Annotated in this window: 13 protein-coding genes; 6 read left to right on the top strand and 7 right to left on the bottom strand. The window is 35.1% G+C overall.

What is annotated here, in order from left to right; genetic code table 11:
* Positions 1-157 precede the first annotated feature (157 nt).
* Together pta and INR75_RS13460 are read left to right on the top strand one after the other, a co-directional pair.
* Entirely contained in the window at positions 158-2,251 is a 2,094-nt protein-coding gene (pta, locus tag INR75_RS13465) for a phosphate acetyltransferase (protein WP_223089177.1), read from the top strand.
* 1 nt (position 2,252) lies between these two features.
* On the top strand, positions 2,253-3,446 hold the full coding sequence (locus INR75_RS13460; RefSeq protein ID WP_223089176.1) for an acetate/propionate family kinase: 1,194 nt from the start codon (positions 2,253-2,255) through the stop codon (positions 3,444-3,446).
* 75 nt (positions 3,447-3,521) lie between these two features.
* On the opposite strand, the gene INR75_RS13455 is transcribed toward INR75_RS13460, so the two are convergent.
* The 6 genes from INR75_RS13455 to INR75_RS13430 form a co-directional block, all read right to left on the bottom strand.
* Entirely contained in the window at positions 3,522-4,163 is a 642-nt protein-coding gene (locus INR75_RS13455; RefSeq protein ID WP_223089175.1) for a DUF6624 domain-containing protein, read from the bottom strand.
* Positions 4,164-4,223: 60 nt separating this feature from the next.
* On the bottom strand, positions 4,224-4,493 hold the full coding sequence (locus INR75_RS13450) for a hypothetical protein (RefSeq protein WP_223089174.1): 270 nt from the start codon (positions 4,491-4,493) through the stop codon (positions 4,224-4,226).
* A 139-nt stretch (positions 4,494-4,632) separates the two neighbouring features.
* Positions 4,633-5,837, bottom strand: a protein-coding gene (locus INR75_RS13445) for an IS3 family transposase (RefSeq protein WP_086026153.1) whose coding sequence is annotated in 2 segments (ribosomal slippage) — positions 4,633-5,558 and positions 5,558-5,837 — 1,206 coding nt in all. Because the reading frame shifts where the segments join, the coding sequence is not laid out codon by codon here.
* A gap of 27 nt (positions 5,838-5,864) precedes the next feature.
* Entirely contained in the window at positions 5,865-6,740 is an 876-nt protein-coding gene (locus INR75_RS13440; protein WP_223089173.1) for a hypothetical protein, read from the bottom strand.
* Between the two features lie 41 nt (positions 6,741-6,781).
* Positions 6,782-7,282 (bottom strand): hypothetical protein, encoded by a 501-nt coding sequence (locus INR75_RS13435; protein WP_255584542.1) that lies wholly within the window; start codon positions 7,280-7,282, stop codon positions 6,782-6,784.
* Complete coding sequence (locus tag INR75_RS13430) at positions 7,272-8,042, bottom strand: MBL fold metallo-hydrolase (protein ID WP_223089172.1); 771 nt, start codon at positions 8,040-8,042, stop codon at positions 7,272-7,274. The genes INR75_RS13435 and INR75_RS13430 overlap by 11 nt, the downstream gene beginning before the upstream one ends.
* Before the next feature lie 102 nt (positions 8,043-8,144).
* Here INR75_RS13430 and INR75_RS13425 point away from each other — a divergent pair, with 102 nt between their 5' ends.
* The 4 genes from INR75_RS13425 (at position 8,145) to INR75_RS13410 (ending at position 12,975) form a co-directional block, all read left to right on the top strand.
* Positions 8,145-9,602: a TonB-dependent receptor gene (locus INR75_RS13425; RefSeq protein ID WP_223089171.1), complete on the top strand. Its 1,458-nt coding sequence runs from the start codon at positions 8,145-8,147 to the stop codon at positions 9,600-9,602.
* A gap of 273 nt (positions 9,603-9,875) precedes the next feature.
* Entirely contained in the window at positions 9,876-11,459 is a 1,584-nt protein-coding gene (locus tag INR75_RS13420) for a TonB-dependent receptor (RefSeq protein WP_223089170.1), read from the top strand.
* Positions 11,410-12,204 carry a TonB-dependent siderophore receptor gene (locus tag INR75_RS13415; protein ID WP_223089169.1) on the top strand — a complete coding sequence of 265 codons (795 nt, stop codon included), beginning with the start codon at positions 11,410-11,412 and terminating at the stop codon, positions 12,202-12,204. The genes INR75_RS13420 and INR75_RS13415 overlap by 50 nt, the downstream gene beginning before the upstream one ends.
* Positions 12,205-12,258: 54 nt before the next feature.
* Positions 12,259-12,975 carry a DUF4198 domain-containing protein gene (locus INR75_RS13410; RefSeq protein ID WP_223089168.1) on the top strand — a complete coding sequence of 239 codons (717 nt, stop codon included), beginning with the start codon at positions 12,259-12,261 and terminating at the stop codon, positions 12,973-12,975.
* A gap of 229 nt (positions 12,976-13,204) precedes the next feature.
* Here INR75_RS13410 and murA read toward each other — a convergent pair whose 3' ends face one another.
* Positions 13,205-14,518, bottom strand: coding sequence for a UDP-N-acetylglucosamine 1-carboxyvinyltransferase (gene murA, locus INR75_RS13405; protein WP_223089167.1), 1,314 nt, complete (start codon positions 14,516-14,518; stop codon positions 13,205-13,207).
* Between the last annotated feature and the right edge of the window lie 9 nt (positions 14,519-14,527).

The raw sequence follows: 14,527 nt of genomic DNA, 5'->3' as shown, positions 1-14,527 counted from the left end.
AATATGACATTTATTAGGTTTCATGCTTCAAATTACTGGTAAATTTGTATCACTTCTAATAAAATAGGAGTGTTTTGAAACTAATTTAATTGTTAAATATCCCCACTAAACAGGGAATTAGCATCAAAATCTCACTTAGTGAGAAAAAATAAGCACTATGAATAAAGGTATCTACATTGCTACCATGGAGGAAGATAGCGGAAAGTCTTTAATCTCCCTGGGGCTAATGCAAACACTTTTGGGAAAAACCGATAAAGTAGGATATTTTAGACCCATCATCGACGATTTCCCCGAAGGTCAAAAAGACAATCACATTGAAACTATTCTTTCCCATTTTGATATCGAAATTCCTTATGAAAAAGCATACGGAGTTACCCGTAAAGAGTTAGTCGATAAAAGAAACGAAGGCAAAGCTGGCGAAATTATCGATGTTATTATTCAGAAATATAAGGATCTGGAAGAACAGTTTAATTTTGTTTTGGTTGAAGGAACCGATTTTTCTGTGAAGGGAAATGTATTTGAGTTCGACACCAACGTAACGGTTGCAAAAAACCTTGGATTACCAACAATCATTATTTCCAGCGGAAAAGGTAAAAGTCAGCAAGAACTTGTTGATGCACTAAACTTTGCATATAGTTCTTTCAATAATCGTGACGTAAAAGTTATTGGCGTTGTTGCCAATAAAATTCAGGAAGAAAATATAGAAAAGATCAAGGTAGATCTGGACAAATTTTTCCCTAAAGAGGTCGAAGTTTCTATCGTTCCTATGATTAATACTCTTTTACATCCAACGATTAAAGAAATTGTGGAAGAGTTAGATGGTAGAGTTCTTTTTGGTGAAACCCATCTAAATAATCAAACCGGTAGCTTTGGCGTTGGTGCCATGCAGCTTAGAAATTATATCACCAAGCTTAAAGAAAATAGCCTTGTAATTACTCCGGGAGATCGTGCAGATATTATTCTTGGTGCGTTACAAGCACATATTTCGGCTAATTATCCTCCAATTTCAGGAATTATTCTTACTGGTGGTTTAATTCCTGAAGACAGTATTTTAAAGCTTATCGAAGGACTTTCTCAAATTGTTCCTATTGTTTCAGTAAAAGGAGGAACCTTTAATGTAACCAACCAGATTGGAAGCATAAAATCTCAAATTTATAAGGACAGTAAGCAAAAAATTATGACATCCCTGGCGGTGTCTGATAAATACCTGAATCTTGACAGCCTTACCGAAAAACTATTCAATTTTCAGCCAAAAGCGCTTACGCCAAAAATGTTCCAGTATAGCCTTTATAAGCGTGCGCAGCAATCTAGAAAACGCATTGTACTTCCCGAGGGAACAGACGAGCGAATTCTTATTGCGACTATGCGTTTAATCGCTCTGGACATTGTAGACATCACGCTTCTTGGAAATATCGATAAGATTAAGAATAAGATCGCAGATCTTGGTTTAAATATCGATCTAAGTAAAGTTAGCGTGATCGATCCTGTACATTCCGATAAATATGAAGACTATTCTGAAACCTTCTACGAGCTTAGAAAACATAAGAATGTAAATATGGATATGGCTCGTGATATGATGGCAGATGTATCTTATTTTGGAACCATGATGATCCATAAAGGTGATGCCGATGGGATGGTTTCAGGAGCTGCACATACCACTCAGCATACCATTAGACCGGCCCTTCAGTTTATCAAAACAAAACCAGGTGTATCTGTAGTTTCTTCAGTATTCTTTATGTGTTTAGAAGATCGCGTTTCAGTATTTGGTGATTGTGCAATTAATCCAAATCCTAATGCTGCAGAGCTTGCTGAAATCGCTATTTCTTCCGCAGAAAGTAGTAAAGCCTTTGGTATCGAACCAAAAATTGCGATGCTGTCTTACTCTTCGGGAACTTCTGGAAAAGGTGAAGATGTAGATCGCGTTCGTGAAGCTACAGAAATTGTAAGAAGTAAACGCCCAGATCTTAAGATTGAAGGTCCTATTCAGTACGACGCTGCAGTAGATGCTACGGTAGGAAAAAGTAAACTACCAGATTCTGAAGTTGCAGGACAGGCCAGTGTACTTATTTTCCCAGATCTTAACACCGGGAATAACACCTACAAGGCTGTACAACGTGAAACTGGAGCTTTGGCTATTGGCCCAATGCTACAGGGGCTTAACAAACCTGTAAACGATCTTAGTAGAGGCTGCACCGTAGACGACGTATTTAACACCGTAATAATAACCGCGATCCAGGCACAAGGAATTTAATATGAATATTTTAGTAATCAACTCAGGGAGTTCTTCCATAAAATACCAACTTATAAAAATGCCAGAAGAAACGGTGGCAGCAAGCGGACTCGTAGAGCGTATTGGTCTAGAGGGTTCTTTGCTTCACTACAAAGCTGGCGAAACTAAACTCACTAAAGAAATAAATATCCCTAATCACGAAACTGGATTAAAACAGATCACTCAGTTTTTAATGGATAAAGAAGTAGGTGTTGTTGAGGATGAAAAACATATTCAGGTTGTGGGACATCGTGTGGTTCACGGCGGAAAAAGTTTTTCTAAAACCGTTGAAGTTACCGAAGATGTAAAAGCAAAAATTAGAAATCTTTTTCCTTTAGCTCCCTTGCACAATCCTCACAATTTAAGAGGAATCGAGGTTGCTGAAAGTGTTTTTCCTGAAGCAAAACAAGTGGTTGTTTTCGATACTGCTTATTTTCAAACTATGCCTCAAAAAGCTTATCAATATGCAATCCCGAAGAAATTTTTAGAGGATAATGATGTTAGAGCCTATGGATTTCATGGAACCAGCCATAAATATGTTTCTGAAAAAGCAATCGAATATTTAACCGAAAAAGGACTTCCTTCAGAAAAGATCATTAGCGTTCACCTTGGTAACGGTTGTAGTATTACCGCTATTAAAAACGGAAAAGCCATCGATCACTCTTTAGGAATGGGACCTGCAAACGGATTAATAATGGGAACTCGTGCCGGCGACATCGACCAATCGGTTATCTTTTATCTAATCGATAAACTTGGTTATACTGCTGAAGAAGTTAATAATATTTTACTTAAAGAAAGTGGAATGTTAGGCCTTACCGGCTATAGCGATATGCGTGATATCGAAGAACGATCTGCTGAAGGTGACGAAAATTGCAGACTTGCACTGTACATCAATGGTTATAAGATCAAAAAATATATTGGCTCATATATCGCAGCCATGAATGGTGTAGATGCTGTTATTTTTACCGCCGGAATTGGCGAAAACAGTAGCGTGATTAGAAAAATAGCTTTAGAGGATATGGAATATTTAGGGCTTCACCTGGATCATCGCAAAAATGATGTTCGTGGAAAAACGATTCGTCCAATAAATTCCCCTGATGCAGAGAAACAAATTTTAATTGTGCCTACCAACGAAGAATTAGAGATTGCCAAGCAGTCTTATGCTTTGGTGAACTAATATATTTATCTGTTAAATTGAATAAGCTCAGATTCGTTAAAATCTGAGCTTATTTTTTAGGTTGAATTTTTTTAATTATTTCTTCGGAGGTAATTCTTGCAACTTTGGAAGATCCTTATAATATTTCTCCAGGCTCCAATTCATCTGAAAAGCCTGTTGAAGGTAAGTTTTCATATCTGGAAGACCGACTTCTGCTCGTAAACTATCCACTTTTTCAGGATTTTCAATAGGCCGAACATAGTTTTTACCGGTTTTTGCATCATACCACACTTGGCTACCATAAATTTGCTTCCCTCCTTCCCTTAAAGCTATTCGATCTTTAAGCAAAGCCAGATTAGAAGCTAAGGTTTTACCATTTTTAACCGCAGATTCGATAATAGGTAGATACTTTTTTTGCGTATCTACATCGGCATGCTGAATTACTAAAAATATGGTTTGATTTTGCTGCAAATTCAGGTTTTCTGGCCATCCATTTTGTAAGATTTCAATCACTTTTTTTTGATTGATCGAATCCTGAGTTTTCATTTCACTAATAAGCTCCTTAAATTCTGAAGTATTCGTTTTTCCCTGCTGCTGAAGTTGGATGAGTTCGATTCTTATCCCCTGATCGGTTTTCCAAATAGAATCCAATTCTGCTGAAATTTGCTGATTTTGGGCAAAAACAGACTGAAAAATAAATAATAACGGAACTAAAATAACTGATGATAATCTTTTCATGATCGATGTCTTTCTTTGAAGACGAATCAGATAAAGATTTGTTACTTTAATTTTGCAGTTTTAAAACAAAGTATAACCTAAAATGAATGATAAATTTTTATAATTTGCATCAAAAGATAATCGACTTCTCATTAAATCACGGTTAGTAAAATATTTAATTTCTGCCTGAAATTTATTATATCTATATCCAACTCCAAGAGAAAAATTAATTTGCGAATCTAATTCATCAGAATTTACAACTTCATTTGCATAATTCCTATAAGTAAACTCTCCCGAAGCCATATCAATAATTGTTGCTCCTGTTAAAAATATGCTGGAATTATCATTCAAGTAAAAGTAATGACGAATGCCAATCGGTAACTCAAAAGATTGATATTCTAAATCAATCAGTAATGGTCCATTTTCAGATCCGTAAGTAGATCTGGTAGTATTGGACTTGCAACAAAAAACTGGACAAATAGTTGAATGACTACGCTGCTAGTTTAAGGTTATACATGTCTAATTCAAATTCTCTTATAGTTCTATTTCCTAAAAAGGAATGTCTTCTTCTATTATTATACCAAGTTTCTATCCATCCAAAGATGGATAACTCCGCTTCAGATCTCAACTTATAATTGTGCCTATAAACCCATTCTACCTTTAATGATTTAAAGAACGATTCAGCAATGGCATTATCCCAGCAATTACCTTTTCTGCTCATAGATTGGTTTACTAAGCCATTGTAACTTTTAATTAATGAGGTAAACTTATGGCTGGCATATTGTATACCTCGGTCGGAATGAAAAATTAAAGACTGGGTTAAAGTAGTTTTCTTTATAGCCATATGCCAAGCCTTAATAATAGTGTCTTCTGTACTTAGATTATCGCTTAGAGCCCATCCAACAACTTTGCGGTTAAACAAATCAATAATGACAGTAAGGTATAACCAGCCCTGTTTGGTTTTGATATAGGTTATATCGCTTACCCAAACTTGATCCTGTCGGCTTACTTCAAAGTTTTGGTTTAATAAATTAGGAGCTATGGGGTAATTATGTTGACTATATGTGGTTGCTTTAAACTTACGTTTTCGTTTTGCAAACAAATAATTAGCACTCATAATACGTGCAACTCTAGGCTTTGATATTTTATAGCCTAATGTCTCTAGTTCTGTTTTTATTCTAGGTGAACCATAGCTTTGAAAGCTATCTTTAAATATAGATTTAATAAGCCCAGTTACCTTTTGATTTTCTAACCATAATTTACTTGGTCCCGATTGTAACCAATGGTAATAGCCACTTTTGCTTACTTTCAATATTTTACACATCGTCTCGACAGGAAATCTCATAAGGTGTTGTTTTATAAACCTGTATTTTTCTTGTCGCTCGCGGAGAAGATGCTGATGGCCTTTTTTAAGATGTCTCGTTCTAACTCGGCTTCTTTTAATGCCTTTTTTAATCGGGCTATCTCTTTTTCTTCATCGGTCATTTTAGGATTACCACGGCCAGGGAAACTGTTGTTACCGTAATCTTTTAACTCTCTACGCCAACGGTAAAGTACAGATGGAAATATATCCAAGTCTTCACATACTTGTTTTACATTGCCTTTAGCATAACTTAACTCGACTGCTTTTTGTTTAAATTCTAAGGTGTAATGTTTAGATTTTCTTCTCATAATTGCTAAGGTAATAACTAGCAAAAATATTCTCTCAACTTAGTGTCCGGTCTAATGTAGTAATTCCATATTAGGCTCATATTTCTGATAAAAAGTGGGTTCTAACACTAAACTCCATTTATTCTGAAAAAAAGGAAGTATGAATTCTGCTTCTAAACCTAGACCAAAACCTACTTTTTCATCTAGCTCTACATCGTAAGCATTATAATCATTGTTGCTTACAGAAACCGAGTTGTAATTAACTCTCGGTCTTATATTTAATTGGAAGGATTTTCTGGTTTCACCAGATGATTCTGAAATTTCTTCTGGATTTTTATTGCAGTTATTATACGCTGTGATAATTTTTACAAATGGACTTTGACGATACTGTAATTTTGTAATTGAAGTTGGATCTATACAATTACCCGAAAAACGGTCCAATAATTGTTGCTGATATCGCTTATTTTCTCCTACAGAATTATTCGAGTTTCGAAATTTTTTATAGATAAGAAGCTCGAAATCTCTATCTGAACCTTCTTTAATATAATAATTACGAATACCTTCATTTAAATATTGAAACAAGCTAACTCTTCCTTCTACTAAGGAGTAAAGAAAGATCTTTTTTTCAACCAAATTTGGTCTACGATCCGCCACGAGATTGTTAACTTGTATAGAAGAAATATTTACAGGCACAATCGCTCTTATGTACTTTGCCCTATTTCTAATAACTACTTCAGAAACATCATCAATACTCAAAATCTGTTCACTAGATGATTTTGAAGGTTTAAATTTGAAATTTTCGGGATTATTGCTCTTATTTGTAAATTCTATATAACCACTTATTCTCTCTCCTTGATTTGTAATATAATAAGCTTCCTCAAAACTTATTTGACCTAGGCACACGACATTAAATAATAAAATAGAAATAATTAGAACTATTTTTCTCATAATTATAGTTTATCAGGAATAATTATGGAAATATAATAAAATTATTCCGTAGGATATAAAAATGAATTTAAAGCTTCAAACTCTACGCTTTCATCCTCGTTGATGTAATACTTCAATAAAATTTCTCCCCAATGTTCGCCATCGGTGAAGTTTGCGATAAGCCATTTGTGATTTAGCAGCTTTACTTTATTGATGCGCATTGGCCCGCTCATCCCTTCAAAAGGAACCATTTTATTGTCCTCACTGCTTTTATTCATGTCGATTAAAACATCCTGAACTTTACGTTCAATTTCAGCTGCTTCAAATCCGTTGTTTTCAAAATAAGTAATCGCAGGTTCGTTTCTTTTTAAGCTAAAATCATAAAAATCTTCAGACCCTGTCGTCTTCGTATTTTCTTCTTCAGCCTCAAATTCATCTAAATGTTTTTGTAAACTCACGATCCTCTGAGTTTGATCGTCTAGAATTTTTTTGTCATTTACATAAATAAAAATGGCAAACAATGCAGCGAAAATGAATAAATATAGTAGGATCTTATTTTTCATCGATAGTAATTTTCAAATTATCATAAGCTAAATGAACATTTTCAGGTAAAGATTGTTCTACCTCTTCATGAAATCCCAGCAAATGACTAATATGCGTTAAATAGGTTTTTTTTGGTTGAATTTTCTCAATAAACGCTAATGCTTCAGCAAGATTAAAGTGTGAATGATGTGGTTCTATTCGCAGCGCACTTACCACTACAACTTCAAGATTCTTTAGTTTTTCGGCTTCTTTTTCAGAAATAGATTTTATATCCGTTAAATAGGCAAAGTCACCCATTCGGTAACCGTAAACCTGCAACCTATTGTGCATATAACTTACCGGAGTAATTATCTTTCCTTCAATTTCGAAGTCATTATCAGTAACAATATGCTCTTTTACTCCAGGCGCACCTGGATATTTATTTTCAGTAACAAAAATATAATCAAAACGTTTTTTTAAAGAATTTAAAACACGTTGGTGCGCATAAATTGGGATGTCTCCCTGTCTAAAAAAAAAGGGTCTAATATCATCTAAACCTGCTACATGATCGTTATGCTCGTGGGTAAAAAGTATGGCATCCAGCCTAGAAAAATTGTTTGCAAGCATTTGCATCCTAAAGTCGGGGCCACAATCGATTAAAATATTTAGCCCATCCCACTCTACCATAACCGATACCCTAAGACGTTTATCTTTGGGGTTTTCACTTAAGCAAACCGGGTGATTACTACCTATAATGGGGATTCCTTGCGATGTTCCTGTGCCTAAAAATGTAACTTTCAAGAATGTTATATTTGTTACAAAGTTAGGTATTATTTTTTGTTTACTTTACTGTTTTAGTACCTTTGGCTGCGTAAAAAAGGAAATTCATCTAAAAGGAAAAATATGCCAATCACCATAATGGGCGACAAGGAATTTGAGAATGTTCCTTCGATAAAGAGTAAAGCACTCCGCATCAATCTAAATGAAAATATTTATGGTACCTTTTCTGAAATTGGCGCAGGACAGGAAACTGTAAGAAATTTTTTTAGAGCTGGCGGTGCTTCTGGTACGATTGCGAAGGCAATGAGTGCTTACGATAAAGACTTTAGTGATGCTATCTACGGTGTTGAAGATGACAGAAGATACGTTACAGAAGCCCGACTTAAAAAAATGCTTTCTCATGAAATTAAATTGATTGAAGAAAGGATTTCCAGAGAAAAGCACCCTAATAAACTTTTCTTTAGCTATGCCAACACAGTTGCTACTATAGATTTTGCAAAAAAATATAAAGGTCACGGTTGGGTAGGAATTCGCTATCAGGTAAGTCCAGAGGAAGATTATAATGAAATTAGTCTTCATATTCGTTTTAAGGAAAACGATGCCCGTCACCAACAGAATACTTTGGGAATTTTAGGAGTAAATCTTATTTATGGTGCTTACTATAAATATGATAATCCTAAAAAATTACTTCGATATTTATACGATCATATTGATAAAGATCAAATAGAGATCGATACCATAAACTTTTCTGGGCCAAGATTTGACCGTGTTGATAATCGACTAATGAGTTTACAGCTGGTTAAAAATGGAATGACCGATGCGGTAATGTTTAGTCCAGACGGAAATAACGTTCTGCCTGCAAAAATTCTTTACAAGAAAAATATCCTTGCACTTCGTGGTAGTTTTAGACCAGTTACAAAAGTGAATATGGATATGTTCGAGAAGTCTCGAGAATTATTCTTTAGTGAAAATCGAGTTTCTGAAGAAGATACAGAAGTAATTTTTGAGATTACACTTTCTAACTTAAGAGCTGAAGGTGAGATCAATGAAAAAGACTTTATGGATCGTGCAAAACTGCTTTGTTCTTTAGGACAAACGGTAATGATTTCTAACTTCCAGGAATATTATAAAGTGGTAGAATATTTTAGTAAATATTCTAAAATGAGAATGGGTCTTGCCATGGGAGTTAATAACCTGGTAGACGTTTTTGATGAAAAATACTATCGCCATTTAAGCGGTGGTATTCTTGAGGCTTTTGGTAAGTTGTTCTTCAAAGATCTTAAAGTTTACTTATATCCACTTAAGGATTCTGAAACCGGTGAAATTACCACTAGTGAAAACTTAATGGTTCACCCACGTATGAAAGAATTGTATAAATTCTTTAAATACAATGGTCGTGTAGAAGATATTGAGAATTACAATCCTGAAATTCTGGATATTTATTCTAGAGAAGTATTACAAATGATCACTGATGGTAAAGAAGGTTGGGAAGATATGCTACCGGAAAAAACCACAAATATGATCAAAGAACAAAACCTATTCCATTATAAAGAAAATAAAGAAAAGGCTCAAAAAGTCTAATATCCTTAAGGAAAAATTTGAAAGAAAGCGATCAGGTAACCTGATCGCTTTTTTTGTTTCAGACTTAATCCCAAAAACTTCAATTGCTTAAAAATTTTATTCCATTTTATCGCATATCAAAATACTATAACTCAATAATTTACTTCCATAGAATTTTCATTTGCACAAACACTATCTAGAATCATTAAAAATAATGATCCATTCTTTTGTGATTCTTCATTCTACTTTTATACATTTGTTTTATTATTTACAATAAATCTAAATAAAAACAAAATGAAGAGAACGCTACTTTTACTTCTTCTTATACTAAGTAGATTCTACGTCGGTTATGCGCAAAACGCCAATGTAGAACTTAGCGGATTTGTTTTTGATGAACAAGAAAATCCCATTAGCAATGCCAATGTATATTTAAAAAACTCAACCTACGGCACCTATACCAATCAGGATGGTTCTTTTAAACTAGATAATATCAAAAAAGGAGAATACACGATTGTAATTTCTGAAATCGGATTTATCAAAAAAGAACTGAAGATCAATATTCAATCCAACCAAAATATTGAGATTAAACTTCAAAAAGAGATCAATTCACTGTCTGATGTTTTGATTTCAGGAGAAAAAGAAACTTCATACAGCACCCGTAAAGTCTCACCTTCTCTTAAATTAAATGAAGAAATCATTAATATCCCACAAAATATCCAGATCATTACCAACGATGTTTTAAAAGATCAGGCCGCTATTTCTATCATGGAAAATGTTACACGAAATGTAAGTGGAGCACAAATGATAGAACACTGGGGAAATTTTGCCAGAATCAATATGCGCGGCTTTAGAATTCCGCCTTTTCGAAACGGAATGAATGTTCTTTCTACATGGGGTCCAATGGCCGAGGATCTTGCTTTGGTAGATCGAATTGAAGTGGTTAAAGGACCATCTGCGTTTATGCTTTCTAGCGGTGAACCTGGCGGACTTTATAATGTGGTTACTAAAAAACCAACCGAAAATACCGGCGGTGAAATTGGTATTCTTACCGGTAGTTACAATACGCTACGTGCTACCGCAGATATCGAAGGAAATTTATCTGAAGATAAAAAACTACAGTATCGATTTGTAGGTGCAGCTTCAACTAAAGAATCTCATAGAGATTACGAGCCAGAAAACCGTTATACAATAGCACCAAGTATTAAATACAATTTCAACGATAAAACATCGGTAACTGCTCAGTATACTTATCAATACTACAAAACCAAACTTATAGGTTCTGCGTACGTTTTTGCTCCAAATGAGTATGCCGATGTAGATCGCGATTTCACATTATCAGATCCAAGACTTGGCCCGGCTGTAATGAAAGAGCATTATGGATTTATAAATTTTAAACATCAGTTAAATCAGAATTGGAATTTAACCGCGCAGCTTAGTTACATTAATCATGAGCACGAAGGTTCTAGCCTTTGGTTAGACAGCGCATTTGGAGTTAAAGAAAATGGTGATCTATTACGAAGTATCAGTATCTGGGACGCTAAAGAAGAGCAAAAACTAGGACAAGTATTTATTAATGGTAAAGAATTAACTGGCGATGTTTCCCACACGATTTTAGGTGGTTTAGACTACGGAAATAAAAATTATATCGCAGATTGGGCACAAGCCGTAAATATAGATACAGAAGATAATCCTTTTAATATCTACGATCCTCAACCTGCTGCTATTTTACCAGAATTCGATAGAAGTACAGCGCTTCAGCAACGTGCTAGCGGAATTATCACTTCTAATTATCTTTCCTATTACATTCAGGATCAATTAGGATTTTTAGATGATGATCTTCGCCTTACCCTGGCAGGAAGGAAGATATACCGAATTTGAAAGCAGTGCTTACGGTGTACCTTCAGATGATAAAGTATTTACGCCACGTGTTGCGGTTTCCTATTCAATCTTAGATAATTTAATTGTCTACGGAATGTACGACCAGACTTTCTTACCAGAACAGGGAACTAATAGAATCGGTGAGCCATTTGATCCTGTAACTGCTGAAGATATCGAAGGTGGATTAAAATTTGAATTTTTCGATGGTAATTGGAATGCTACCGCTACTTATTTTGATATCCATAAAGATAAATTTTTGGTTACAGATCCAGAGGATGCTAACTATTCTATACAGGTAGATACCGATATTACTTCGCGTGGTTTCGAATTTGATACCCGTGGCGAAATTACCAAAGGCTTAAACCTTATTCTTAATTACGCCTATACCAATGTAGAAGATGCTGACGGAAACCCAATTGCCGGCTTTTCTAAACATGTTACTAATGGATGGTTAGATTATACATTTCAAACACAAAATTTAAAAGGAGTTGGAATATCACTGGGCTACCAGTATTTAGTAGATCGCTCTTCTTGGGTATGGGGAGCCGATGGCCAGACAGATCTACCAGACTATTTTCGAATGGATGGTGCATTAAGCTGGGAAAACGACAACTTCCGCGTATCTCTTAACCTAAATAATCTTTTAAACGAATACTTATACTCGGGTGCAGATTATGGTACCTATGTTTACTGGCAAAGTGAACCCGGTAGAAATTTCAGATTAAGCCTGAATTACAAATTTTAAGACTAATTATTAAAGTCAGAACACTAAAAACAAACACTTTAAATATCTATTTTAATGAAAAAACTAAGCCTAATTTTACTATTCTTACTTTGCTATACATCCTCTTTTGCCCACTATTTATGGATCGAGACCAATCCAACAGGTAAACTGAATAAAGAGCAGGAAGTAAAAATTCATTATGGCGAATATACGTACGGAGTTATTGAAAAAACCGATGGCGATCCTTTTGAAAGCGTTTCGGAATTTGAAGTTTGGGTAATTAATCCAGACGGAACTTCTACTCAGCTGAAATTGGATAAAAAGGCAGATCATTATTTAGGCTATTTCACTCCTACAAAGGAAGGTACATTTACCGTTCAGCTTAAAAATGATAATATCGATGTGATCGATTATACAGAATATGACTTCGGAATTTTTAAAACTTTTTATCAGTCTTTCGCCAAAGTAAATGTAGGAAATGCGACAAAAGCTTCAGAAATAACTGAAGAAGGATTGAGCATCAAAGAACTCCCGACTAAAAATGATGAAAAAACGCTTCAGGTTTACTATCAGGGAAAACCAGTTAGTGAACAGGAAGTAAAAATCTACGTTTCAGATCTTTGGTCGAAAACTCTAAGTACCGATGCTGAGGGAAAAATTTCTTTTAAACTTCCGTGGGATACAAAATATACGGTAGAAACCACCAAAAACGAAAATGTACCCGGTACTTATAAAGGTGAAGACTATGAATTTATTTGGCATTGCGCCACGTATTGTTTTCCGAAGAAATAAATAAAAAATTGACGGAAATCCTTTAAAACCTGATTTGATTTAGCCAACCTAGCTAAGAATGGCTGCCCTTACGTAAGAAAAAAGATGTGAAAAACATCGAATTTGGGTTCAATATCGTTTGCTCACAAAGAATCCCATAACCTATCCTTCTTCTTATAACGGGCAGCCTATTTTAAACAAAAAACCTCGAGAAGATATGTTCCCGAGGTTTTTTTGTGGATATTATTAATTAATCTACACGCTCAATTTTAGCTCCAATACTTTTTAAACGCGCTTCGATATCTTCGTAACCTCTATCAATTTGCTCGATATTATGAATTGTAGACGTTCCTTTTGCAGAAAGCGCTGCGATTAACAACGAAATACCGGCTCTAATATCTGGAGACGTCATTGTAGTGGCTTTTAATGTCGAATGGAAATCGTGCCCAATAACGGTAGCTCTGTGTGGATCACAAAGGATGATCTTTGCTCCCATATCGATTAGTTTATCTACAAAGAATAAACGACTTTCAAACATCTTTTGATGTATTAGCACACTACCTCGTGCTTGCGTTGCTACCACCAAAATAATACTTAATAAATCTGGTGTAAAACCTGGCCAGGGAGCATCGCTAATATTCATGATCGAGCCATCTATAAAACTCTGCACTTCGTAACCATCATTATGCGCCGGGATAAAAATATCATCTCCTCTGCGCTCTATAGTGATTCCCAGTTTCTTGAATGTGGTAGGAATTAATCCCAGCATTTCCCATTTCACATTTGTGATGGTAATTTCACTTTTGGTCATGGCGGCAAGACCAATCCACGATCCAATTTCAATCATATCTGGTAAAATGGTATGCTCACAACCACCTAATTCTTTAACACCTTCGATAACAAGCAAGTTAGAACCTACTCCGCTTATCTTAGCTCCCATCGAATTAAGCATTTTACAAAGTTGCTGTAAATATGGCTCACAAGCGGCATTGTAAATTGTTGTAGTACCTTCAGCCATTACAGCAGCCATAACGATATTGGCGGTACCGGTAACAGATGCTTCTTCTAAAAGCATATATTTACCTTTAAGTCCGTTTGGTGCTTCTACACCATAAAAACGTTCTTCTTTATTGTATCTAAAACTGGCTCCAAGATTTATAAAACCTTCAAAATGCGTATCTAAACGACGGCGTCCTATTTTATCACCACCTGGTTTTGGAATATAACCTTTACCAAATCTTGCCAAAAGTGGCCCAACGATCATGATAGATCCACGCAAACCACTACCATCTTTTTTAAACTGTTCGCTTTGCAGGTAATCTAAGTTCAGCTCGTCGCTCTTAAAAGAATAACTTCCTTTCCCTAATTTCTGAATTTTAACACCTAGATTCTCTAGTAAGTTTATAAGTTTATTTACATCGATAATATCTGGGATATTATTGATAATTACTTCTTCTGAAGTTAATAAAACAGCACAAAGAATCTGCAGGGCTTCGTTTTTTGCTCCCTGAGGTTGTATTTTACCCTGAAGCTGATGCCCTCCTTCAATCTGAAAAGTTCCCATGAAATTGGT

The organism is Zunongwangia sp. SCSIO 43204 (genome assembly GCF_019904275.1).
Lineage (GTDB): Bacteria > Bacteroidota > Bacteroidia > Flavobacteriales > Flavobacteriaceae > Zunongwangia > Zunongwangia mangrovi.
The sequence above is the reverse complement of the archived record's forward strand: the minus strand, read 5'-3'. Positions and strand labels throughout refer to the sequence as shown.

Bases quoted from the DNA above. Each gene is read 5' to 3' on its own strand.
- INR75_RS13415 (WP_223089169.1), top strand. From the start codon at position 11,410: ATGATGATCTTCGCCTTACCCTGGCAGGAAGGAAGATATACCGAATTT.
- INR75_RS13440 (WP_223089173.1), bottom strand. From the start codon at position 6,740: ATGAGAAAAATAGTTCTAATTATTTCTATTTTATTATTTAATGTCGTG.
- INR75_RS13435 (WP_255584542.1), bottom strand. From the start codon at position 7,282: ATGAAAAATAAGATCCTACTATATTTATTCATTTTCGCTGCATTGTTT.
- INR75_RS13455 (WP_223089175.1), bottom strand. From the start codon at position 4,163: ATGAAAAGATTATCATCAGTTATTTTAGTTCCGTTATTATTTATTTTT.
- INR75_RS13460 (WP_223089176.1), top strand. From the start codon at position 2,253: ATGAATATTTTAGTAATCAACTCAGGGAGTTCTTCCATAAAATACCAA.
- INR75_RS13420 (WP_223089170.1), top strand. From the start codon at position 9,876: ATGAAGAGAACGCTACTTTTACTTCTTCTTATACTAAGTAGATTCTAC.
- pta (WP_223089177.1), top strand. From the start codon at position 158: ATGAATAAAGGTATCTACATTGCTACCATGGAGGAAGATAGCGGAAAG.
- INR75_RS13410 (WP_223089168.1), top strand. From the start codon at position 12,259: ATGAAAAAACTAAGCCTAATTTTACTATTCTTACTTTGCTATACATCC.
- INR75_RS13425 (WP_223089171.1), top strand. From the start codon at position 8,145: ATGCCAATCACCATAATGGGCGACAAGGAATTTGAGAATGTTCCTTCG.
- murA (WP_223089167.1), bottom strand. From the start codon at position 14,518: ATGGGAACTTTTCAGATTGAAGGAGGGCATCAGCTTCAGGGTAAAATA.